This is a genomic window from Bradyrhizobium sp. 141 (genome assembly GCF_023074055.1).
Lineage (GTDB): Bacteria > Pseudomonadota > Alphaproteobacteria > Rhizobiales > Xanthobacteraceae > Bradyrhizobium.
Window position 1 is genome coordinate 256,427 of record NZ_JADPKR010000002.1, and the last position, 21,625, is coordinate 278,051.

General features: G+C 64.8%; 17 protein-coding genes and 1 pseudogene. 8 read left to right on the forward strand and 10 right to left on the reverse strand.

The genetic code is table 11. The annotated features are described in order from the left end of the window. Positions 1–53 precede the first annotated feature (53 nt). Positions 54–1,382: an MFS transporter gene (locus IVA81_RS01220; RefSeq protein ID WP_247311019.1), complete on the reverse strand. Its 1,329-nt coding sequence runs from the start codon at positions 1,380–1,382 to the stop codon at positions 54–56. A gap of 181 nt (positions 1,383–1,563) precedes the next feature. Between IVA81_RS01220 and cyoA the strand changes: the two genes are divergently transcribed. Genes cyoA through IVA81_RS01255 form a run of 7 tightly spaced genes read left to right on the forward strand, consistent with a single transcriptional unit; the run spans position 1,564 to position 8,497 of the window. Beyond that, positions 1,564–2,724: a ubiquinol oxidase subunit II gene (cyoA, locus tag IVA81_RS01225; RefSeq protein WP_247311023.1), complete on the forward strand. Its 1,161-nt coding sequence runs from the start codon at positions 1,564–1,566 to the stop codon at positions 2,722–2,724. A gap of 25 nt (positions 2,725–2,749) precedes the next feature. Further along, on the forward strand, positions 2,750–4,747 hold the full coding sequence (gene cyoB / locus IVA81_RS01230; RefSeq protein ID WP_247311026.1) for a cytochrome o ubiquinol oxidase subunit I: 1,998 nt from the start codon (positions 2,750–2,752) through the stop codon (positions 4,745–4,747). Continuing rightward, positions 4,748–5,377, forward strand: coding sequence for a cytochrome o ubiquinol oxidase subunit III (cyoC, locus tag IVA81_RS01235; protein WP_247311029.1), 630 nt, complete (start codon positions 4,748–4,750; stop codon positions 5,375–5,377). Beyond that, a complete protein-coding gene (gene cyoD / locus IVA81_RS01240) occupies positions 5,374–5,754 on the forward strand; it encodes a cytochrome o ubiquinol oxidase subunit IV (protein WP_247311032.1) in 381 nt (126 codons plus the stop codon). Before cyoC ends, cyoD begins: the two co-directional genes overlap by 4 nt. Further along, a complete protein-coding gene (locus tag IVA81_RS01245; RefSeq protein WP_247311035.1) occupies positions 5,751–6,599 on the forward strand; it encodes an SURF1 family protein in 849 nt (282 codons plus the stop codon). The genes cyoD and IVA81_RS01245 overlap by 4 nt, the downstream gene beginning before the upstream one ends. Further along, a complete protein-coding gene (locus IVA81_RS01250) occupies positions 6,571–7,974 on the forward strand; it encodes an ATP-binding protein (RefSeq protein WP_247311038.1) in 1,404 nt (467 codons plus the stop codon). The genes IVA81_RS01245 and IVA81_RS01250 overlap by 29 nt, the downstream gene beginning before the upstream one ends. Then, a complete protein-coding gene (locus IVA81_RS01255) occupies positions 7,964–8,497 on the forward strand; it encodes a response regulator transcription factor (protein ID WP_247311041.1) in 534 nt (177 codons plus the stop codon). The genes IVA81_RS01250 and IVA81_RS01255 overlap by 11 nt, the downstream gene beginning before the upstream one ends. Before the next feature lie 47 nt (positions 8,498–8,544). Here IVA81_RS01255 and IVA81_RS01260 read toward each other — a convergent pair whose 3' ends face one another. From IVA81_RS01260 to IVA81_RS01275, 4 genes are all read right to left on the reverse strand, one after another. Continuing rightward, positions 8,545–9,663 (reverse strand): 5-methyltetrahydropteroyltriglutamate--homocysteine S-methyltransferase, encoded by a 1,119-nt coding sequence (locus tag IVA81_RS01260; protein ID WP_247311044.1) that lies wholly within the window; start codon positions 9,661–9,663, stop codon positions 8,545–8,547. 31 nt (positions 9,664–9,694) lie between these two features. Then, positions 9,695–10,855 carry an ABC transporter substrate-binding protein gene (locus IVA81_RS01265; RefSeq protein ID WP_247311047.1) on the reverse strand — a complete coding sequence of 387 codons (1,161 nt, stop codon included), beginning with the start codon at positions 10,853–10,855 and terminating at the stop codon, positions 9,695–9,697. 74 nt (positions 10,856–10,929) lie between these two features. After that, on the reverse strand, positions 10,930–12,036 hold the full coding sequence (locus IVA81_RS01270) for an aromatic ring-hydroxylating dioxygenase subunit alpha (protein ID WP_247311050.1): 1,107 nt from the start codon (positions 12,034–12,036) through the stop codon (positions 10,930–10,932). A 22-nt stretch (positions 12,037–12,058) separates the two neighbouring features. Further along, complete coding sequence (locus IVA81_RS01275) at positions 12,059–13,030, reverse strand: PDR/VanB family oxidoreductase (protein WP_247311053.1); 972 nt, start codon at positions 13,028–13,030, stop codon at positions 12,059–12,061. A gap of 159 nt (positions 13,031–13,189) precedes the next feature. Here IVA81_RS01275 and IVA81_RS01280 point away from each other — a divergent pair, with 159 nt between their 5' ends. Next, on the forward strand, positions 13,190–14,419 hold the full coding sequence (locus IVA81_RS01280) for a LysR family transcriptional regulator (RefSeq protein WP_247311056.1): 1,230 nt from the start codon (positions 13,190–13,192) through the stop codon (positions 14,417–14,419). Between the two features lie 97 nt (positions 14,420–14,516). Here IVA81_RS01280 and IVA81_RS01285 read toward each other — a convergent pair whose 3' ends face one another. The 5 genes and pseudogenes from IVA81_RS01285 to IVA81_RS01305 form a co-directional block, all read right to left on the reverse strand. Continuing rightward, positions 14,517–15,341, reverse strand: a complete 825-nt coding sequence (locus IVA81_RS01285) for a CarD family transcriptional regulator (protein ID WP_247311059.1) — start codon at positions 15,339–15,341, stop codon at positions 14,517–14,519. Between the two features lie 344 nt (positions 15,342–15,685). Further along, positions 15,686–16,024, reverse strand: coding sequence for a ferredoxin FdxA (fdxA, locus tag IVA81_RS01290; protein WP_247311061.1), 339 nt, complete (start codon positions 16,022–16,024; stop codon positions 15,686–15,688). A gap of 132 nt (positions 16,025–16,156) precedes the next feature. Continuing rightward, positions 16,157–16,420 (reverse strand): annotated as a pseudogene (locus IVA81_RS01295) (RNA-binding S4 domain-containing protein); the annotation flags it as partial. A 72-nt stretch (positions 16,421–16,492) separates the two neighbouring features. Next, positions 16,493–19,915: a helicase-related protein gene (locus tag IVA81_RS01300; RefSeq protein WP_247311068.1), complete on the reverse strand. Its 3,423-nt coding sequence runs from the start codon at positions 19,913–19,915 to the stop codon at positions 16,493–16,495. A gap of 829 nt (positions 19,916–20,744) precedes the next feature. Next, the gene (locus tag IVA81_RS01305) at positions 20,745–21,554 is read right to left on the reverse strand and encodes a DUF3108 domain-containing protein (protein ID WP_247311177.1); all 810 of its coding nucleotides are present in this window, start codon (positions 21,552–21,554) and stop codon (positions 20,745–20,747) included. Positions 21,555–21,625 lie beyond the last annotated feature (71 nt).

Sequence of the window (21,625 nt, forward strand, 5' to 3'; positions counted from 1 at the left end):
GATGGTGGGCACGGCGCTGACGCGCCTTTGCCCACCCTACAAGTCCGCGCTGATCAGCGCCCCGCGTCCATGTCGCCCTTCTCGCGCTGGCCGCTGAGCCAGAGGGCGAGCAGGGTCCAGAACGCCCCGGACAACAGATACGCCCCCGAGGCGATGACGCCGAGGTTGGTGGCGAGCAGCAGCGCCACCAGCGGCGCGAAGCCGGCGCCGAACAGCCAGGCCATGTCCGAGGTCAGAGCCGAGGCGGTGTAGCGGTACGCCTGCTTGAAGTTCGAGGCGATCGCACCGGAGGACTGGCCGAAGGAGAGGCCGAGCAGGATGAAGCCGATCACCATGTAGATGGTCTCGCCGAACGCGCCGGCGTCGAGCAGCTGCGGGGCAAAGCCGCTATAGATCGCGATCGCGATCGCCGATCCCATCAGCAGCGATTTGCGTCCCACGCGGTCGGCGATGATGCCGGAGATCACGATGGCGGCGACACCGAACACGGCGGCGACGATCTCGATGATCAGGAAGCGCACCGGGCTTTCGCGGGTGAACAGAAACACCCAGGACAGCGGAAACACCGTGACCATATGAAACAGCGCGAAGCTCGCGAGCGGCGCAAATGCGCCCAGCATGATGTTCTGGCCTTCGCGCGCGACGGTGTCGGAGATGCGCGCGGGCTGCAATTCGCGGGTCTCGAACAGCGAGGCGTATTCCTCCGTCGTCACCATGCGCAGGCGCGCGAACAGCGCCACGACGTTGATGGCAAACGCGACGAAAAACGGATAGCGCCAGCCCCAATCGAAGAAATCCTCGGCCGAGAGGTTACCCGCGAAATAGGCGAACAGCGCGCTCGCCACGATCAGCCCGAGCGGCGCGCCGAGCTGCGGCACCATCGCGTACCAGCCGCGCTTGGAGGGCGGCGCGTTCAGCGCCAGCAGCGAAGCCATGCCGTCCCAGGCGCCGCCCCAGGCCAAACCCTGCGCGATGCGCGCGAGCGCCAGCAGCCAGATCGCGGCAACGCCGATGTCGTGATAGCCGGGCAGGAACGCCAGCGCGACGGTGGCGGTGCCCAGCAAAAACAGCGCCGAGATCAGCTTGGCCGTCTTGCCGTAGGCACGGTCGACCGTCATGAAAATGACGGTGCCGATCGGCCGGGCCATGAAGGCCAGCGCGAAGATCATGAAGGAATAGAGCGTGCCGGTCAGTTCGCTCGCGAACGGGAACACCAGGCGCGGGAACACGATCACCGAGGCGATCGCGAACACGAAGAAGTCGAAGAATTCCGAGGTGCGGCCGATGATGACGCCGATGGCGATCTCGCCGGGACTGGCCTGGTCGTGGCCGTGCTCGCCCGTGTGGAGATCTGCCATTGCGGGGGTCTGTGCCGTCGCCATTCGTGCGCCCTTAACGTCCTGAAAACCAAAGCCGACCGCCCGGCGGGGCGCCAGGCAATCTCCTCCTGTCTGACCCAACATCCCGCACTGCAACATTGGACAAATTGTCCAATGTCCGGATTGCTGCGCCGCAGCTACCCGTTGGCCCCGCAAAAGAAACTCATTCTCAAAGGCTCGGCCCGTGTCTCGTCTCAAGATCCTGGCGCTACTACCTCTGGCTGCCGCGCTCAGCGGCTGCGACTACGTCGTGCTGGCGCCAGCCGGCGATATCGCTGCCCAGCAGCGCGACCTCGTCATCATCTCCACCGTCCTGATGCTCTTGATCGTCGTCCCCGTGATGGCGCTGACGGTGCTGTTCGCCTGGCGCTATCGCCAGTCCAACACGGACGCCCGCTACGAGCCGGATTGGGACCATTCGACCAAGCTCGAGCTGGTGATCTGGTCGGCACCGCTTCTGATCATCGTTTGCCTGGGCGCTCTGACCTGGATGGGCACGCATCTGCTCGACCCCTATCGCACGCTCGGCCGCATCCATGCAGACCGCGCCGTGGACCAGTCCAAGGCCCCGCTCGAGGTCGACGTCGTCGCGCTCGACTGGAAGTGGCTCTTTATCTATCCGGACTACGGCATCGCCACCGTCAACGAGCTCGCAGCTCCGGTCGATCGTCCGATCAAATTCCGCATCACGGCGTCTTCGGTGATGAACTCGTTCTACATCCCCGCGCTCGCCGGCCAGATCTACGCGATGCCGGGCATGGAGACCAAGCTCCACGCCGTCGTCAACCACGCAGGCACGTACAAGGGCTTTTCGGCCAACTACAGCGGCGCCGGCTTCTCCGGGATGCACTTCAACTTCCAGGGCCTCGACGACAAGGGCTTTGACGCCTGGATCGCCAACGCCAAGTCCGCCGGCGGCTCGCTCGGCCGCGCCGAATATCTCCAGCTCGAAAAGCCGAGCCAGAACGAACCGGTGCGCCGCTGGGGCACCGTCGATGCCGATCTCTACCGTCTGATCCTCAACATGTGTGTCGAGACCGGCAAGATGTGCCAGAGCGAGATGATGGCGATCGACGCCAAGGGCGGTGCCGGCCACCAGGGCCTGAACAACACGCTGCCGCTGGCCTACGACAAATACGCCCGCCGCGGCACCGCATTTGGGCCGGAGCCGAGCTTCGTCGCCGGCACCTGCACGCCGGATGCGCCGCAGGGCAAAACCACCGCCGCCATCACGGCACCCACCGACACCGCGCCCCTAATCGGCGCCGGCCTGAAGCGGCCGTCGTTCACGCCGCTGAAGTCCTCGTCCTTCTTCCTCGGACAACGTCCCAAGTCAGACTCCTGAAGTCAGGCTCCTAAAGAGAGTTCGCATGTCTCCTGATTTTCTCAAGCTCATCTTCGGCCGGCTCGGCTTCGAATCGCTGCCGCTGCACGAGCCGATCGTCGTCGGCACCTTCGCGGTGGTCGCGCTCGGCGGCGCCGCGCTGCTCGGCGGTCTCACCTATTTCCGTCTCTGGGGTTATCTCTGGCGCGAGTGGTTCACCACCGTCGATCACAAGCGCATCGGCATCATGTACATGATCCTCGGCATCGTGATGCTGCTGCGCGGCTTTGCCGACGCGCTGATGATGCGCGGCCAGCAGATGCTGGCGTTTGGCGGCTCCGAAGGCTATCTCAACGCCCATCACTACGACCAGGTCTTCACCGCCCACGGCGTGATCATGATCTTCTTCGTGGCGATGCCGCTGGTCACCGGCCTGATGAACTATGTCGTGCCGCTGCAGATCGGCGCGCGCGACGTGTCGTTTCCGTTCCTGAACAATTTCAGCTTCTGGATGACGGTCGGCGGCGCGGTGCTGGTGATGGCTTCGCTCTTCATCGGCGAGTTCGCCCGCACCGGCTGGCTGGCTTATCCACCACTGTCGAACATCGGCTACAGTCCTGATGTCGGCGTCGATTATTACATCTGGGCGCTGCAAGTCGCCGGCGTCGGCACGACGTTGTCCGGCATCAACCTGATCTGCACCATCGTCAAGCTGCGTTGCCCGGGCATGACCATGATGAAGATGCCGGTCTTCACCTGGACCTCGCTCTGCACCAACGTCCTGATCGTCGCCTCCTTCCCCGTCCTGACCGTCGTGCTCGCGCTGCTCTCGCTCGACCGCTACGTCGGCACCAACTTCTTCACGAACGATTTCGGCGGCAGCCCGATGATGTACGTGAACCTGATCTGGATCTGGGGCCATCCCGAGGTCTACATCCTGGTTCTCCCGGCCTTCGGCATCTTCTCCGAGGTGACCTCGACCTTCTCCGGCAAGCGGCTGTTCGGCTACACCTCGATGGTCTACGCCACGGTCGTCATCACCATCCTGTCGTACCTGGTCTGGCTGCACCACTTCTTCACGATGGGCTCGGGCGCCAGCGTCAACTCGTTCTTCGGCATCACCACGATGATCATCTCGATCCCGACGGGCGCGAAGATGTTCAACTGGCTGTTCACGATGTATCGCGGCCGCATCCGCTACGAGCTGCCGATGATGTGGACCATCGCCTTCATGCTGACCTTCGTGATCGGCGGCATGACCGGCGTGCTGCTGGCGGTGCCGCCGGCCGACTTCGTGCTCCACAACAGCCTGTTCCTGATCGCGCACTTCCACAACGTGATCATCGGCGGCGTGGTGTTCGGCGCTTTTGCCGGCATCACCTACTGGTTCCCGAAGGCCTTCGGCTTCAAGCTCGATCCGTTCTGGGGCAAGCTGTCGTTCTGGTTCTGGGTCACCGGCTTCTATCTCGCCTTCATGCCGCTCTACGTGCTCGGCCTGATGGGCGTGACCCGCCGCCTGCGCGTGTTCGACGATCCGTCGTTGCAGATCTGGTTCGTCATCGCCGCGATCGGCGCCTTCCTCGTCCTTCTCGGCATCATGTGCATGCTGATGCAGTTCGCGGTCAGCTTCCTCAGGCGCGAGCAGCTCAAGGACGTCACCGGCGACCCCTGGGATGCGCGCACGCTGGAATGGGCAACCTCCTCGCCGCCGCCGGACTACAACTTTGCCTTCACCCCCGTCGTTCACGACAATGACGCGTGGTGGGACATGAAGCGCCGGGGCTACCAACGTCCGCTCACCGGGTTCAGGCCGATCCACATGCCCAGCAGCACCGGCACCGGCATCATCCTTGCCGGCCTCGCCACCGCGATGGGTTTTGGCCTGATCTGGTACATCTGGTGGCTGGCCGCCGTGAGCTTCATCGCGATGCTCGTCGTCGGGATCGGCCACACCTTCAACTATCACCGCGACTTCGACATTCCGGCTGAAGACGTCATCCGGACCGAGGACGCGCGCACCAAACTGCTCGCCGGAGCCAAGTAAATGACGATCGCTGTCAATCCCTCGCAAACCGGCGAGCCGGTCTTCTACGTCGCCGACGAACACCCGCATCCGGAAGGCTGGAGCACCTCGCTCGGCTTCTGGATCTACCTGATGAGCGACTGTCTCATCTTCGCGATCCTGTTCGCCACCTTCGGCGTGCTCGGCGGCAACTACGCCGCCGGCCCCGCGCCGAAGGACCTGTTCGACCTCAACCTGGTCGCGGTGAACACCTCGATGCTGCTGCTGTCGTCGATCACCTATGGCTTCGCCATGCTGACGATGCAGCAGAACAAGGTCGCGCAGACGCAAGTGTGGCTGGCGATCACCGGCCTGTTCGGCCTTGCCTTCATCGGCATCGAGCTCACCGAGTTCGCCCACATGATCCATGAGGGCGCGACGCCCCAGCGCAGCGCCTTCCTCTCCGCATTCTTTACACTGGTCGGCACCCATGGCCTGCACGTCTCCTGCGGCCTGATCTGGCTGGTGACGCTGATGGTGCAGGTCCAAAAGTTCGGCCTGATCGAGGCCAACCGCCGCCGGCTGATGTGCCTGTCGATGTTCTGGCATTTCCTCGACGTGGTCTGGATCGGCGTTTTCACCTTCGTCTATCTCCTGGGAGTTCTGCGATGAACACCGATACTCATGCAGCTGGCGCCGACGATCATCACCACGGCGACAGCCACGCCCACGGCACGTTTTCGACCTATATGCTCGGCTTCGTGCTCTCGGTCGTGCTCACCGCAATTCCCTTCTGGCTGGTGATGAGCGGTGCGCTGCCGAGCAAGCAGATCACCGCCCTCGTCATCATGGCCTTCGCGGTGGTGCAGATCGTCGTGCACATGATCTACTTCCTGCACATGAACACGACGTCCGAGAACGGCTGGAGCATGATGGCGCTGATCTTCACCATCGTCATGGTGGTGATCGCGCTGTCGGGTTCGCTGTGGGTGATGAGCCACCTCAACAGCAACATGATGCCGATGCACCAGATGAGCGGAATGAAGTGAGCGAGGTCGGGACCGTGACGAGCAAGGCAAAAGGGACACGTGGCCATGCTGCGCGCCCCTCCCTGTGGCTCACGGTCCTCTCGCTCACGGCCTTCGTGACCCTGATCGTGCTCGGTATCTGGCAGATCGAGCGCCGCGCCTGGAAGCTGGCGCTGATCGACCGCGTCGAGCAACGCGTTCATGCCGCGGTGGCGCCGATCCCCTCGCCCGTTTCGTGGCCCGCGGTTTCCGCCGCGAACGACGAATACAGGAATGTCAGCGTCGCCGGCCGCTTCCTGCATGACCGCGAGACGCTGGTTCAGGCCGTCACCGAGGAAGGCCCGGGCTATTGGGTGCTGACGCCGCTCAAGCGCAGCGACGGCACGCAGGTCCTGGTCAACCGCGGCTTCGTGCCGTCGGAGCGGCGCGACGCATCGACCCGCCAGAGCGGCAATCCGGATGGCCAGGTCGAGATCACCGGCCTGCTCCGCATGACGGAGCCCAAAGGCGGGTTCCTGCGAAACAACGTGCCGCAGCACAACCGCTGGTATTCGCGGGATGTCGCCGCGATTGCGGCGGCACGCGGTCTCCACGATGTCGCGCCGTTCTTCGTGGATGCCGACGCCGGATCACAAATTGCCGGCGGTCCGATCGGCGGATTGACCGTGATCCGCTTTCCCAATAACCACCTGATCTACGCGCTGACGTGGTTTGCCCTGGCCTTCATGCTGGCCGGTAAACTTCTCGTCACATTCGGCGGCGGGCCGTTCCGCCGCAGGCGCTTCGTCCACGAACCGGCCGGTGGCCTGGATGCCGCCGCGCGCAGGACGGGATCAAATGCTGGAACGATCGTCGAACAGGCCTGACAACGGGAAGACGCTTTCCCAAACACTTGCTCATGGCGGGCTGGCCGTCACGCTGCAATCGCAGGCGGATGCGCGCAGCGAGCTGATCGGTGCTGCGCCGACCGACGACGGGACCAATCGCAAGAACATGGCGCTGCTGATCCAGCTGCGCTGGACCGCAGTGGTCGGCCAGATCGTGACCATCGGCGGCGTGCATTTTGGGCTCGGCATTCCCCTGCCCTTGGAGCGGATGGGCGCGGTGATCGGCGCGCTGGTGCTGCTCAACGTCTCCAGCCTCATCTGGGTGCGCCATCGCGCCGCGATCACCAACAACGAGCTGCTGGTCGCCTTGATGCTTGATGTCGCCGCGCTGACCGCGCAGCTTTACCTCTCTGGCGGCGCCACCAATCCCTTCACCTCGCTGTTCCTGCTCCAGGTGACGCTCGGCGCGGTGCTGCTCGATGCCCGCTCGACCTGGTCGCTGGTCGCGCTGACCTGCGCGAGCTTCGTGTGGTTGACGCTGGCCTACCGCCCGCTGGAGCTGCCGCCCAATCCATTGAGCGAGACCTACACGCTCACAGTCGCCGGCATGCTGCTGGGGTTCGTGCTCAATGCCGTACTGCTGGTCGTGTTCGTCACCCGCATCAATCGAAACCTGCGCGAGCGCGATGCGCATCTGGCGGCATTCCGCCAGCATGCCGCCGAGCAGGACCACATCGTGCGCATGGGCCTGCTCGCCTCCGGCGCGGCGCATGAGCTCGGCACGCCGCTGGCCTCGCTGTCGGTGATCCTCAGCGATTGGCGCCGCATGCCGGATCTTGCCGCCGATCAGGAGCTCGCCGAGGACCTCGCGGAGATGGAAACCTCGCTGCAGCGCTGCAAGTCGATCGTGACGGGCATCCTGGTCTCGGCGGGCGAAGCGCGCGGCGAAGGCTCCTCGCCGACAACGGTGACGGCGTTCGTGACCGCGCTGGTCGACGAGTGGCGTGACGCGCGCTCGGCACGGACGCTCTACTTCCTCAATACGTTTGGCGAAGACGTCGCGATCGTCTCCGACATCGCGTTGAAGCAGGTCATCTTCAACGTGCTCGACAACGCCTATGAGATCTCGCGCGAATGGGTCGAGCTCGTGGCCGAGCGCGAGGGCGACAACCTCGTGCTGTCGATCAGCGATCGCGGCCCGGGCTTTGCGCCGGAGATGCTGGCGCAGCTCGGAAAGCCCTATCAATCGAGCAAGGGCCGCGCCGGTGGCGGGCTCGGGCTGTTCCTGGTGGTGAACGTGGTGCGCAAGTTAGGGGGCACCGTGACCGCCGAGAACCACAGGAAGCGGGGCGCCACCGTGCGCCTGACGCTGCCGCTCGCAACGCTCGCGATCGGAGGGAATTTTGACGCCTGACCGTTCGCTCATCGTCGTCGAGGACGACGCAGGCTTTGCGCGCACGTTGAAGCGCTCGTTCGAACGCCGCGGCTATGATGTCGTGCTGGCCGCCTCGATCGAAGAGGTGCGCCAGGTGCTGGAAGAACGCTCCTTCGGCCATGCCGTGGTCGACCTCAAGCTCGGCGGCGCCTCGGGCCTCGCCTGCGTCGAGCTTTTGCATACGCACGATCCCGACATGCTGATCGTGGTGCTGACCGGCTTTGCCAGCATCTCCACCGCCGTCGAGGCGATCAAGCTGGGCGCCTGCCATTATCTGGCAAAACCGTCGAACACCGACGACATCGAAGCTGCCTTCACCAAGGCCGTGGGGAACACCGAGGTCGCGCTGGATGCGCGGCCGACCTCGATCAAGACGCTGGAATGGGAGCGCATCCACCAGACCCTGATCGAGACGGATTTCAACATCTCGGAGGCGGCACGGCGCCTCGGCATGCACCGGCGCACGCTGGCGCGGAAGCTCGAGAAGCGGCCGGTGAAGTAGCGTCCGTCGTCCCGGCGCCAGGACGCCAGCTCGCGCTTCACGCGCCCCTACACCGCCCCCCAATATTCCCTGGCCGTCTGGACCACCAGTGCCAGCTTGGCGCGCTGGTCGGCTTCGGTGATCAGATTACCTTCGACCACGCTGGCGAATCCGCATTGCGGGCTGATGGCGAGAAGCGATGGATCGATCAAACTGGCGGCCTCGTCGAGGCGCCGCTTGAGCACATCCTTGTCTTCGAGCTGGGCATGCTTGGTCGTGACCAGTCCGAGCACCACCTGCTTGTCATCAGGCATGAAACGGAGCGGCGCGAACGAGCCGCTGCGCTCGTCGTCATATTCGAGCAGGAAGCGGTCGACGTTGAGCAGCGCAAAGCAGGTGTCGGCGAGCCCTTCATAGGTCCCTTCCGCGAGCCAGGTACTGCGCGCATTACCACGGCAGATATGGATACCAATGCTCGTCGCCGGCGACCGCTCCGAAATGCAGGCGTTGATCAGGCGGATGTAGCGCCGCAACCGTGTGTCGGGATCGTCGCCATCGGCAACGACCTCGGCCCGCAAGTTCGGATCGAGGAAATAGCTGAGCAGGGGATCGTCGATCTGGATGTAGCGGCAACCGGCGGCCTCGAGCGCGGCGATCTCGCGACGGTAGACAGCGGCAACATCGGCGAAGAAGGCCTCGATATCGGGATAGACATCCCTGGAGACCGACTTGCGCCCGCCATGGAAGTGCAGCCGCGTCGGCGACGGCACCGCGATCTTGGCGACGGCTTTGGCATGCTTTTGAACGAAGCGGAAGTCGTCGGCCAGGATCGGCCCGGCGGCACCGACCCGCCCCGAGACCCGCACCGATTTCGGCACGTATCGCGGCGCCCCGTTGGCTGCGAACGCCGTGCCGTCGCCGGCAACGATCTCGACACCTTCGAGCTTGCGAACGAAATCGATCCACCAGTTCTCGCGCCGGAACTCCCCGTCGGTCACGACGGGGAGCCCAATCCCTTCCTGATAGGCGATGACATCGGCGATGGCGCGGTCCTCGATCTCGTGCAGCGCAGCCGCATCGATTTCACCCAGTTCGAGACGGCGCCGTGCGGCGTGAAGAGCATCCGGACGCAGCAGACTGCCGACCGTGTCGGCCCGGATTGGCGTTTGTACAGGAACGTTGGTCATGGAGCCTCGGTGACTTTCACTTGTCCGGCGCTCAGTGCGCCGGATCTTTCACGTTCGGAAAAGTCTCGAACTCCATGTTGTAGAGTTCGCCGTCGTGACGCTCGACTTTCCGCATGTAGATGTTCTGGATGATGTCCCGCGTCGCGGGATCAATCGAGATTGGTCCGCGCGGGCTGTTCCAGCTCTGGCCTTTCATCGCCGAGATGAGAGCGTCGCCGTTGGTCTCGCCCTTGGTCTCTTCCACGGCGCGATAGATGAGCTCGAGAGCATCCCACGCACTGACGGCGACGACGTTGGGGCGCATGCCGGGATTGACCGCCTTGAACTGCGCGACGAAGGCCTTGTTCTCCGGGGAATCGTGGCTCGCCGAATATGGACCGCCGGTGACGGCGCCGAGCGCTGCATCCCCCATGTTGTTGAGGAGATCGTCGTCGGTCAGGTCCGACATCGCGACCAGCTTCATCCCGGCCTTGTCCAGGCCACGCTCGATGAACTGCTTCATGAAATTGCCGCCCGCACCGGTCGGAACGAACACAAACAAGGCATCGGGCTTGGCATCAGCGGCGCGCTGGAGAAACGGCGCGAAGTCCGGGTTGGCGAGAGGGACCTTGAGCTTCTCGACGACGCGGCCGCCATGGGCCTCGACGGTCTTGGCGAACCACTCCTCGGCGTCCAGGCCCGGACCGTATTCGGAGACGATACTCACAAAGGTTTTCGGGCCGGATTTCGGCGCCCATTGGCCGATGACGCTGGCGATCTGTGGAATCGATTGCGACGTCCGCACGATATAGGGCGACTTCTCGACGATCGATGATGTCGCGGCGACCATGATCACCTGCGGCACCTTCGCCTTGGCTGCAAACGCTGCTGCCGAGAGCGCCGCAGGCGTGTTGCCGAACCCGGTCAGGATCGAGACGCGGTCCTGCGCAATCAGTTCCTGCGCGAACCTGTTGGCATTGTCGGGCGCGCCGCGATCGTCGCGGAGGATGAACTCGATCTTGCGGCCGGCGACGGTATCGCCCTTCGCCTTGGTGTACGCCTTGATCGCCGCTTCGATCTGCTTGCCGTTCGACTGGAAAGCTCCCGTCATCGGGATGATCACGCCAATCTTGATGGGATCCGCGGCATGGGCCGCCGCGACCGTTCCCAGAGCCGCCATCGCAGCGATGCTCCAAGTATTCAGCGTTTTCATCAATTGGACCCTCACTCTTCCCTCCCTTGCAAGTTTGTTTTTTGTCATTCGAGCAGTTGGCGCGATTGCGCGGCTTAACGCGCTTCCTTGGCCGAGAGGCGGTAGATGATGCGGCGCGCCATCAGACCAGGCTTATCGGGTGCAAAACTCAGGTCGAACTGTTCTTCACCGTCGGTCCGGACCACTTCATTGATCCATTCGAGCGCTTCGACGTCCTCGTGATAAGCCTGCGAATGCGCCTCGAACATGAACTTGTCGATCTCGGGATCAGCCGGCCGGTAGTCGCGCGAGTTGAACCACCAATAGTGAATGGAATTGTTGGTCTCCGGCGTGAACACATGTGTGATGTTGTAGCGATAGAGCGACGGCTGCCCCGGATCGGGCGCGGGATCTCGCACGCTGGCGAATGCGGTGTGCAGCGCTGGCGAGACGAAGCGCGCTTCAGAAGCGCGGTCCACCCGCTTGTGCATGATGTTGGCCGGCTTGCCGTAGACGCCCGGCGGGACCGCGTCCTTCAGTTCGCGACGGATCACGACCTGCTTGTTCTCGGTGGAGACGCTGAGTCTTGAGCGCGCGTATTCCGGCGTCCCAACCGTACCCGGATGCAGGAACGGAAAATGGGTCTGATCGATGAGGTTTTCGTGCATCGCCACATAGTCGGATTTGATGTGGAAGCTGCCGGTCACCGTTCCCCATGCGGGATCGCTGAGCCATGACGTGTCCGGGATCAGCCCCTCGTCGGCGAGATCGGGCGCGCCCATCCAGATCCACGAAAGCGGACTGCGATCAACCACCGGGAACGTCTGTACGGTTGCGGTCGCGGGCGCTCGACTGAGCGCCGGCATGTGCGCGCAGACGCCGTCCGACCCAAATTCCATGCCATGATAGCCGCAGACCAATCGGTCGCCGATCAGCCTGCCACGCGCGAGTGGGAAGGATCGGTGCGGGCAACGATTGCGCATTGCGACGGGCGCGCCGGCCTCGGTCCGAAACAGCACGACGTCGATGCCGAGCAGCTTGCGGGCCAGCGGCGTACGACCGATCTCGCTTGTACGCGCGCAGGCATACCAGCAGTTGCGGATCAGCGGCGTGGCATGGTTGGCGAAGCCGCCGGGCTCTCTCGGCTCCATCGCGGCGAAGACGGCCTCGTCGGTCGATCGGGACAGCTCGGTCGTACCCATCGGCTTTCAACCTTCCTTGGGGCTATATGTTGAGAACAAGCGCGCGGCCGCTGATCCGCGAGCAGCAGATGGCGATCTGCCGGCCGGCACGGCGCTCCTCGGTGCTGAAATAGCGATCGCGCTGATCGAGTTCGCCGTCGCAGTTCGCGACGTCGGTGATGCAGAGACCGCATTCCCCACGGCGGCAGCTCGACAAGGTATCGACGCCCGCAAGCTCCAGCGCCTCCAGGATCGTCGTTCCCGCCCCCACTCTGATGCGGCGGCCGGTCGGTAGCCTCACCTCGAAATCACTGTCATCGGGCCGGTGGGCTGCGTTGAACACTTCGAAGCGGACGCGCTCCTTGCGCCAGCCGAGACTGGCAGCGGCGTCGCGCAGCGCCTCGATCAGCGCGCTCGGGCCGCAAACATGGGCCACAGTTTCAGCGGGTTGGTCGGACAGCAGCCTGACGAGGCCGGGAATGCCGTCGCGCTTGGTCTCATGGAGGGTCAGACGATCGCCGCAGAGGCTCTCCAGCTCGTCGACATAAGCCATTGCGGAACGATCCTGTCCTGCGTACAGCATCGAGAACTCCATGTTCCGCCGTCGCAACGAACGCGCCATCGCGACCATCGGCGTGACACCGATGCCGCCGGCGATCAGCAGCGTGTTTGCCCGATGTCGCGACAGGCGGAAGGCGTTGATTTGGGGCGAGACCCTCAGCGCCGTACCGGGACGAAAGCTGGCGTGAATGAATGCCGAGCCGCGTCCGCGGTCCTCGCGCTGCACGGCGATGCGCCAGAACGGCTCGGGATCGCCGGCAAGCGTGAGGGGGCCGACGATGGAATAGTGTCGAACGAGATGGCGTTCACCGCCGCCGAAGTGCAACTCGACATGGCTGCCGGATTCGGCCATCGGCAACGGGCGGCCGTCGGCACGTCCGATGCAGAACTCGGCGATGCGCCCGGTCAGGGCGCGGCGCGCGAGCACGACGGCATCGAGCCAATTGCCGGACATGAGACCTCCCGGGCAACGCCGACGGTCCGGCGTCACGGTGATTATCGTCTCTAGCTAGCAAGATCTTGCAGGTAGTGATTATGCAGGTTTTGAAATAGATCTTGCAGAAAGTGAATATTATACCAGACGCACCAACGTTCCGTCCTCTCGCAGACCGTCATGAAGAACAGCCATTTCATGAAGAGAACGCCCGTCCTCTCGATCAAGCAGGTGCGCGTCATCAGCGCCGTCGCGAGCTGCGCCAGCCTTGCGCGCGCGAGTGAGCAGTTGAACACCAGCCAGAGCAGCCTGTCGCGTTCGATCGCGGAAGTCGAAGGCCGGCTGCGGCAGCAGCTGTTCGCGCGCGGCTGGACCGGAATGGAGCCGACCTCGCTGGGCGAGATCGTCATCGCACGCTGCCGCCACATGATGTCCAGCATCCAGGCCGCACAGGAGGCCCTCAGGGCGTCCGGCGCACGCATTGCCGATCTCGGTCATCACCTCGCCTGGGAGCTGCTCAGCGCCGTCAGCGCGATCAGAACGACCGGCAGCGTGTCGGCGGCCGCCGAATATCTCGAACGGTCGCAGCCTGACGTCAGCCGCGCGCTCGCCAAGATCGCCGCCGCAACGGGCCGGCCGCCATTCGAGCGCACGCGCTCCGGCATGAAGGCGACCGGCGACGCCCTTATCCTGGCCGAATTGCACACCAAATTGCTGATGGACGTGATGACGCTGCCGGAGCAGATCGAGGCGCTGTCAGGCAAGGTGACGGGCCGCGTCGCCGTCGGCCTGCTGCCGTTCTCGGAGCAGGACATCGTCGTCAAAGTGTTCGGCGAGATGCTGAGCCGGCACCGACATGTCCGCCTTCAGGCCGTCACCGGCAGCTATGCCGCCTTGATCGACGGCCTGCGGCAGGGCGAGCTCGATTTCGTCATCGGTCCTCTGCGTGAGCCCCCGCCTTACGACGTTCTCGAAGAGCGGCATCTCTACGATGAATTCTTTGCAGTGATTGCGCGCGCGGAGCATCGGCTGGCCAAGGGACGGCGCAAGCTGAAAGAGCTCGTCGACGAGAACTGGGTGGTCGCACCGCACGGCACGCCGACCCGTCGCTATTTCGAGGAACTTCTGATTGGTCATGGCCTCGTCCCGCCATCGCAGACCTGCGAGATCGTGACCTTTGCGCTTGCCGAGCAGATGGTCATGAACAGCGACGTCATCGCTCTGCTGACCTATTCCCGCGGAAAGATGAAGACCATTGCGAAGGGACTGAAAGCGCTCGCGGTCGAGCTTCCCGCCAACGCGCGCGCCATCGGACTGACCTATCGCAGGGACCAGCCGCTGACGGCGGCGCAACGGACTTTCATGGAGATCCTCGGCCAGAGGGCGGCGAAGCTCGCACGCGCCGGCTGACTTCGCCCCGGACGATCCTCACCGCCGCACGCATCAAACAAAAAGCCCGGCCGAACGGCCGGGCTTTTGATCTGTTGCGATCCGTGCAGCGAGACGCTTACGCGGCCTCGTCGGCGACGGTGGTGTCGTCGCCATCGGTATCGTCGCTATCGCCTTCGGCATCCGTGTCGGCTTCGCCCTCGGCGGCTTCCGCCTTGGCGTTGCGGCGCGGGCTCTTGGCGAGCTGGGCTTCGATCTCCTTGACCGCTTCGGTCTCGGTCGAGTGCTGCACCACCGCGATCTCGCGCGACAGACGGTCGAGCGCAGCTTCGTAGAGCTGGCGTTCGCTGTAGGACTGCTCCGGCTGCGACTCCGAGCGATAGAGGTCGCGCACGACTTCCGCGATCGCGACGATATCGCCCGAATTGATCTTCGCTTCGTATTCCTGGGCGCGGCGCGACCACATGGTGCGCTTGACGCGGGCGCGGCCCTTGAGCGTCTCGAGCGCCTTCTTCACCAGCGCCGGATCGGACAGCTTGCGCATGCCGACATTGGCGACCTTGGCGGTCGGCACGCGCAGCGTCATCTTGTCCTTGATGAAGTTGATGACGAACAGCTCGAGCTTCGCGCCCGCGATCTCCTGCTCCTCGATGGCCAGGATCTGGCCGACGCCGTGAGCGGGATAGACGACGAATTCGTTGGCCTTGAAGCCTTGGCGCTGGGTCACGACCTTCTTTTCCTCGACCTTCGGCGCAGCAGCGGGCTTCGCGGCCGGCTTGGCAGCAGCGACAGGAGCCTTGACAGGAGCAGCAGCAACGAGAGCCTTCGGCGCGGCGGGCTTGGCAGCGGGAGCCTTGGCCACCGGAGCCTTGGCAGTCACAGGCTTGGCAGCAGGCTTAGCGGCGGTCGCTTTCGCGGCCGGTTTGGCAGTCTTGTTAGGCATTGCGCTTCTTTTGTTCTTCGAGGACTTTGCAGCCGGTGCCTTCGTCGCGGTCCGACCCTTGGATGCGCTACGGCTGGCCGCGGCGACTTTTTTGGCCTCCTTATGGGAAGCCCTCGCTGAAGTACTCTTTTTACGCGTTTTCTGTGACACAGCCTGCGCGCGGAAACTGCCACGCCCCTGTTCGACATTTGGTTTCACGGGAACCCAGAGGGGCCAACGGGGCTGACGGGGTTCGGCTTAATGTGCCCAATATAGCACATTTCCCGCAAAAATCAATGATTTAGGGGTCTTCAGGGCTGGTTTTCGGCTGAAGCGCCGCTATTAGGGTTAAGTTTGGGTCCGATTTAGTCGCCAGAGCCGGGGTTCGGAGAAAAATATTTCTCGAACTTGCCTTCCATGCCGTCGAATTCCTTGGCGTCGGCGGGTGATTCTTTCTTCTGCGTGATGTTCGGCCAGCTCTTGGCGTAGTCGGCGTTGACCTGGAGCCACTTTTCCAGGCCCGGTTCCGTGTCCGGCTTGATGGCGTCGGCGGGGCATTCCGGCTCGCACACGCCGCAGTCGATGCATTCGTCAGGATGGATGACGAGCATGTTCTCGCCCTCGTAGAAACAGTCGACCGGGCAGACCTCGACGCAGTCGGTGTACTTGCACTTGATGCAGTCTTCAGTGACGACGTAAGTCATCCAACGCTCCGAAAAGCTCTTTTAAAAGTCGCGGCTTGCGTAGCGCGGATGGCCCGGCGCCGCAAGGTCGTGAACGCCCGATCATGACACTTGTGTGCGCTTGATCGACCAAGAAATGAATAGCATGCGCAATTAATTGCGCACGCCGAGCTCCTCGTAGAGCACCCGCGCCGAGGCGGCATCGCCGCGGCGTTCGTTGAAGCCCGTTACCTTCAAGACGCGCACCGTGCGGTCGAGCGCGATGGTGAGCACATCGCCGATCTTGACCGCGTGCCCCGGCGAGGTCTCGCGCGCGCCGTTGATGCGAACGTGGCCTGTGACGACGAGCTCGGCCGCCGATGTGCGCGCCTTCACCACGCGCGCGTGCCACAGCCATTTGTCGAGGCGCTGCCGCTCGGTCGTAGCCCTATTCCTTTTGACGCGTTTTCTTCACGCGAACCGCTCCGCACTTCGCTTGAAAACGCTATGTCACTCCTTGCGGCCGGAGAGCTGCTCTTTCAGCGCGGCGAGCTTGGCGAACGGCGAGTTCGGATCGGCTGGACGATCGCGCTCGCGCGGGTTCGCGCTCGAGGCGTAGGGGCGCAGCGACGGTCCGCCCTGGCGGTCGCGGCCCTTGTCACGGTCTCGGCCACGGTTGTCCCGGCCCTTGTCGCGATCTCCGCCGAATTTGCCCTTGTCGCGATCGCGTCCCTTGTTGTCGCGGTCCTTGCCCTCGAAGCGGCGGTTCTTGTCGTCGCGCCCCTCGGGACGCGGCGCGCCTTCGCCACCTTCGCGCGGCTTGCGGAAGTCTCGGCCACCATCCCTGCGATGGCCGCCATGACGATGGCCCGACTTCGCGCCTTCGGCGGCTTCGCCGGGCACGGCGCTCGCCGCACCGGGTGCAGCAGCACCTTCGGCGCCCGCCTGCGGACGCGGCTGGTGGTGACGCTGGTGGCGATGGCGCTCGTGGCGCGGCTTGCGATCCTCGTGACGGCCGCCGGGACGCCAGACCTCGATCAGCTCGGGCTCGGCGGGGGCTGCCGCAGCTTCAGGCGCGGCGGCATCGGCCGATGCGGCGGCTTCCGCTGCCACGGTCTCGGCGGCACCGGCCTCAAGGCCGTCGGATTCGGCTTGCGCAGCGGGCTCTTCCGCCGGCGGCGCAATGCCGGGGGCATCTTCGGGGGTGACGGGCGCCTCAGGGGACGCTTCCAGCGCCGGCTCCGCCTGCGCGGCCTCGTCCTGCGGCTCCATGCCGGGGGCGTCTTCGACGGTGACTGCTTCAACAGCGGCCTCCGTGGATGCCTCCTCCGGCAGGCCCGCGACGGCCTCCGCAGCGGTCTCGGTCGAGGTCTCGGCGCTGCCCTCGGTTGGCGGCGTCTCTGCCGCGACCGTTTCCGTCACGACCTGCTCGGCCACGACAGGCTTTTGCGGCCGCGGCGGTCGCTTCTCCATGCGATAGCCGAGCGCGCGCAGCACCGAGGCGAAGTCTTCACCGGCGGAGCCCGTCAGCGAGGTCATCGCTTGCGTCACCACGAAGCTGCGGCCATCGAAGGCGCCGGCCGGCTTTTCGCCGGACGAATTCTCGCGCCAGGCCAGCGCCGGGCGGATCAGATCGGCAAGGCGCTCCAGGATGTCGACGCGCACGGCGCGCTCGCCGGCCTGCTTGTAGCCGAGCACGCGATAGGCATCGCGCGGCAGAGCCTTGTCGACCGGGAACGAGGTGCGGCCGGACGATGCCAGATGCTGCGCGCCCGAGAGCGAGGACAGATCGACATTGTCCTGCTTCAGCGCCCAGAGCAGCGCGGCGAGCGCGCGCGCGGCGGGCTTGAGCAGGCCGGGGAAATAGATGTGATAGGCGCCGAAACGGACGCCGTATTTGCGCAAGACCGCGCGCGAGGGCTGGTCGAGATCCTTCAGCTCGTTGGCGATCTTGGGACGCTCGAGCACACCGAGCGCCTCGACCAGCTGATAGGCGATGCCGCGGGCGATGCCTGTGACATCCTCGGCCTTGGACAGCTCGAACATCGGCCCGAGCAGCTTCTCGATATGCGTCTTGAGCCAGAGCTCGAGCCGGGCCTGCACCTTCTCGCGGGGGGCGCCGGTCAGGCGCTCGTCGGAGATGATGCGGATGCGCGGATGCAGCGCGTCCTCTGCGGCAGACAGCCGCGCCACGGCATCGCCGGTCCAACGGATGATGCCTTCCGAGGTCAGCACGAACTGATCGTCCGGCGCGCCGCCCAGTTTCTCGGCGCGCGTGTTGATCTCGCCGGCGAGCACTGCTTGCGCTGCAGCCTGCAAGGCTTTCGCATCCGAGCCGGCTTCCGCCGCGTCCGGTGCAAAGGTGAAGCCATCGAGACGGCCGATGACATGGCCTTCGACGATGACTTCGCCGGTCTTGCCGATTTCAGTATTCAAGCTCGTGTTCTCCCGCAGGCGGCGCATCAATACACTGGTCCGGCGATCAACGAAACGCTCAGTCAAGCGTTCATGGAGCGCATCCGATAATTTATTTTCGACCTCCCGCGCGATCCCCTGCCAGCGTTCGGGGTCTTTCAGCCAGTCCGGGCGGTTGGCGACGAAGGTCCAGGTGCGGATCTGCGCGATCCGGGCCGACAGCGTGTCGATGTCGCCGTCGATGCGGTCGGCCTGGGTGATCTGGGCGGCAAACCAGGCGTCCGGAATGCATCCCTTCCGCATCAGGAAGCCATAAAGCGTGGTCACCAGCTCGGCATGGGCGGCTGGCGACAGTTTTCGGTAATCGGGGACCTGGCAGGCCTCCCACAGCCGCTCCACCGCCTCTTTGCCATGCGCGACATCGCGCACCTCGACGTCGCGGGCGGCGTGGTCGAGCACGCGCATGTCCTCGGCGATCGGCGCGCGCGTCAGCGCCTCGTGGCCGGGGGCGAGGTTCAGGGAGACCTGCAGCGCGCCGAGCGAGGAGAAATCCAGCTTGGCGTTGCGCCATTGCAGCATCTTCACGGGATCGAAGGTGTGGTTCTGCAGCGCGTTGACGAGCTCGGGCTCGAACGGCGCGCAGCGGCCGGTGGTGCCGAAGGTGCCGTTGCGCGTGGCGCGGCCGGCGCGGCCGGCGATCTGCGCGAATTCGGACGGGGTGAGACGGCGGAACTGGTAGCCGTCGAACTTGCGGTCGGAGGCGAAGGCGACGTGGTCGACGTCGAGATTGAGGCCCATGCCGACGGCGTCGGTGGCGACGAGATAATCGACGTCGCCGTTCTGGAACATCGCCACCTGCGCGTTGCGCGTGCGAGGGCTGAGCGAGCCCAGCACCACGGCGGCGCCGCCATGCTGGCGGCGGATCAGCTCGGCGATGGCGTAGACTTCATCCGCCGAGAACGCGACGATGGCGGTGCGGCGCGGCTGGCGCGTGATCTTGCGGTCGCCGGCAAATTCGAGCTGCGACAGGCGCGGCCGCGTGATCATGGAGACGCCCGGCAACAGCCGCTCGATGATCGGGCGCATGGTGGCAGCGCCCAGCAGCAGCGTCTCGTCGCGGCCGCGGCGATTGAGGATGCGGTCGGTGAAGACGTGGCCGCGTTCGAGATCGGACGCGATCTGGACCTCGTCGACGGCGAGGAAGGAGAGATCGAGGTCGCGCGGCATCGCCTCGACGGTCGAGACCCAATAACGCGGGTTCTTCGGCTTGATCTTCTCCTCGCCGGTGACGAGCGCGACCGCCTCGCTGCCGACCCTGGCTGCGATCTTGTTGTAGACCTCGCGCGCAAGCAGTCGCAGCGGCAGGCCGATCATCCCCGAGGGATGCGCGAGCATCCGCTCGATGGCGAGATGGGTCTTGCCGGTGTTGGTCGGCCCGAGCACCGCAGTTACGCCCGCGCCAGGCACTCGATCGTGAAGGGCGCGCTCGGAAGCGAAGGGGGAGGAAGAAAAGGCCATGTCTGGGGGATTAGGTAATGGCGATTTGGGCGAATGTCAGTGCTATCTGGGGCGGGCGGGGGGCTGGGCAGTATCCGCCCCCGTCATCCTGAGGTGCGAACCGCGCGGCGCACCGCGCCGCGTGGAGAGCCTCGAAGGATGAACGGCCCGGGTGCCAGCGCCACGCTCGCCCCGCAGCGACGCCGGGGCCCGTCGCCCTTCGAGGCCTCCGCTTCGCTCGGGCGCCTCCAGGGACAACGGCTTCGCCGTTGCGCGGGGGTGACGGGAAAAGTGGTAGCAACTGTCTCACTTTACGACGCTTTTCCCGTTGGTCTTAAACTTCGGAACGACTCTAGAACGAATCGCGGCCGAATCGCTGACTCCAGATTGAGTCCCGTTCCGTTCACGCAACATGTCGCGGGAGTCTTATCGGCTGCAACTAGATGGAGTTTTGGGCTGCCGTACAAGTGACGTTTCGATGGCGCAAAGCGTTAAGTTGGGGACGGCGCGGAGTCGAATCAGAATCGGGGTGGAGTCAAATGGATTCCCGGCCATGACGCGAGTGGGAGCACCGACCTCCGATTTCGCGAAAACAACCCCATGCACAGTAGGTATGTGGTTGAAAGCATTACGCTTCCTCTCCGTCATCCTGAGGTGCGAGTGGCGCGGTGCATGGCACCGCGCCGGGAGCCTCGAAGGATGAACGGCCCCGATGCGGCGACTGGCGCTGATGGCGAGAGCCGGGCTGTCGTCCTTCGAGGGCCGCCGAAGAGGCGGCCGCCCCGAGCGACAACGGCTTCGCCGTTGCGCAGGGGATGACGGTTTAAGAGAGGGCTCGCGGAAACAGGCCCTACTGCGTCTTCGCCACCCTTGGCGGCTGGGCTGTGGTGATGAAGCTGGTGGCTTCCAGCATTGCCGGCCCCAAGGGCGTCGGCACTTTCAGCCAGAACGGGACCAGGATGCGGGTGCCGGCGACGGGGGCGAAGGCGATCTCGATGTTGCGCTGGGCGGCGAGGTATTTGATCACGGGGCGGTCGGGGATGTAGCCGGCGACAGGGACGAAATAGAGCGAGCAGACCACGACCGGGCCCTTGTAGCCCTTCTCCGCCTTCACGGTCTCCATGCGCTTGAAATCGAGCTTGAGGTCGTAGCGCATGCGGCCGTCGAACACGGGCGCCGCGCTGTGGCAGGCCTCCGGCGTAACAGGATCGCCAGTGCCGGGCACGCGCAGCAGCGAGGCCGTCATCGGGTCCCAGACGCCGCGGCGATGCGCGTCGGTGACGACGATGCGGTCAGGATCGACCGGCGGCTCCGGCAGGATCGCAAAATCCTTCACATTGCCCTTGTCGAGCGTGATGCGGATCTCTTCGGTCTTCTTCTGGGTGGTGGTGGAGGCCTGGTAGCCGGTCGCGACCAGCGCGCCGCCAACGACGCGGCCCTGCGAGGCGCCGGTGCCGGACCCGCCCGTGAACGACTTCAAAAGCCCGCTGGTGCCGCCCGCGGCCGCCGCCGAGAACACGTCGTCCTGGATGTCGATATTCCAGCCGCCCTTGCCGACGGGAATGCCTGACAGCGAGGCCTCATATTGCGCCTCGAGCTTGCCCTGCGCCGCCGCCGGCACCGCGCCCCACGCCAACGCCAGGCCGCAAAACGCCGCCAGCCAGCCGGCAAAGCCCGGACGGATCGAGCGCGTTTCTGGCGCAAGAGGCGGCGTTATGAGCACGAAACAAT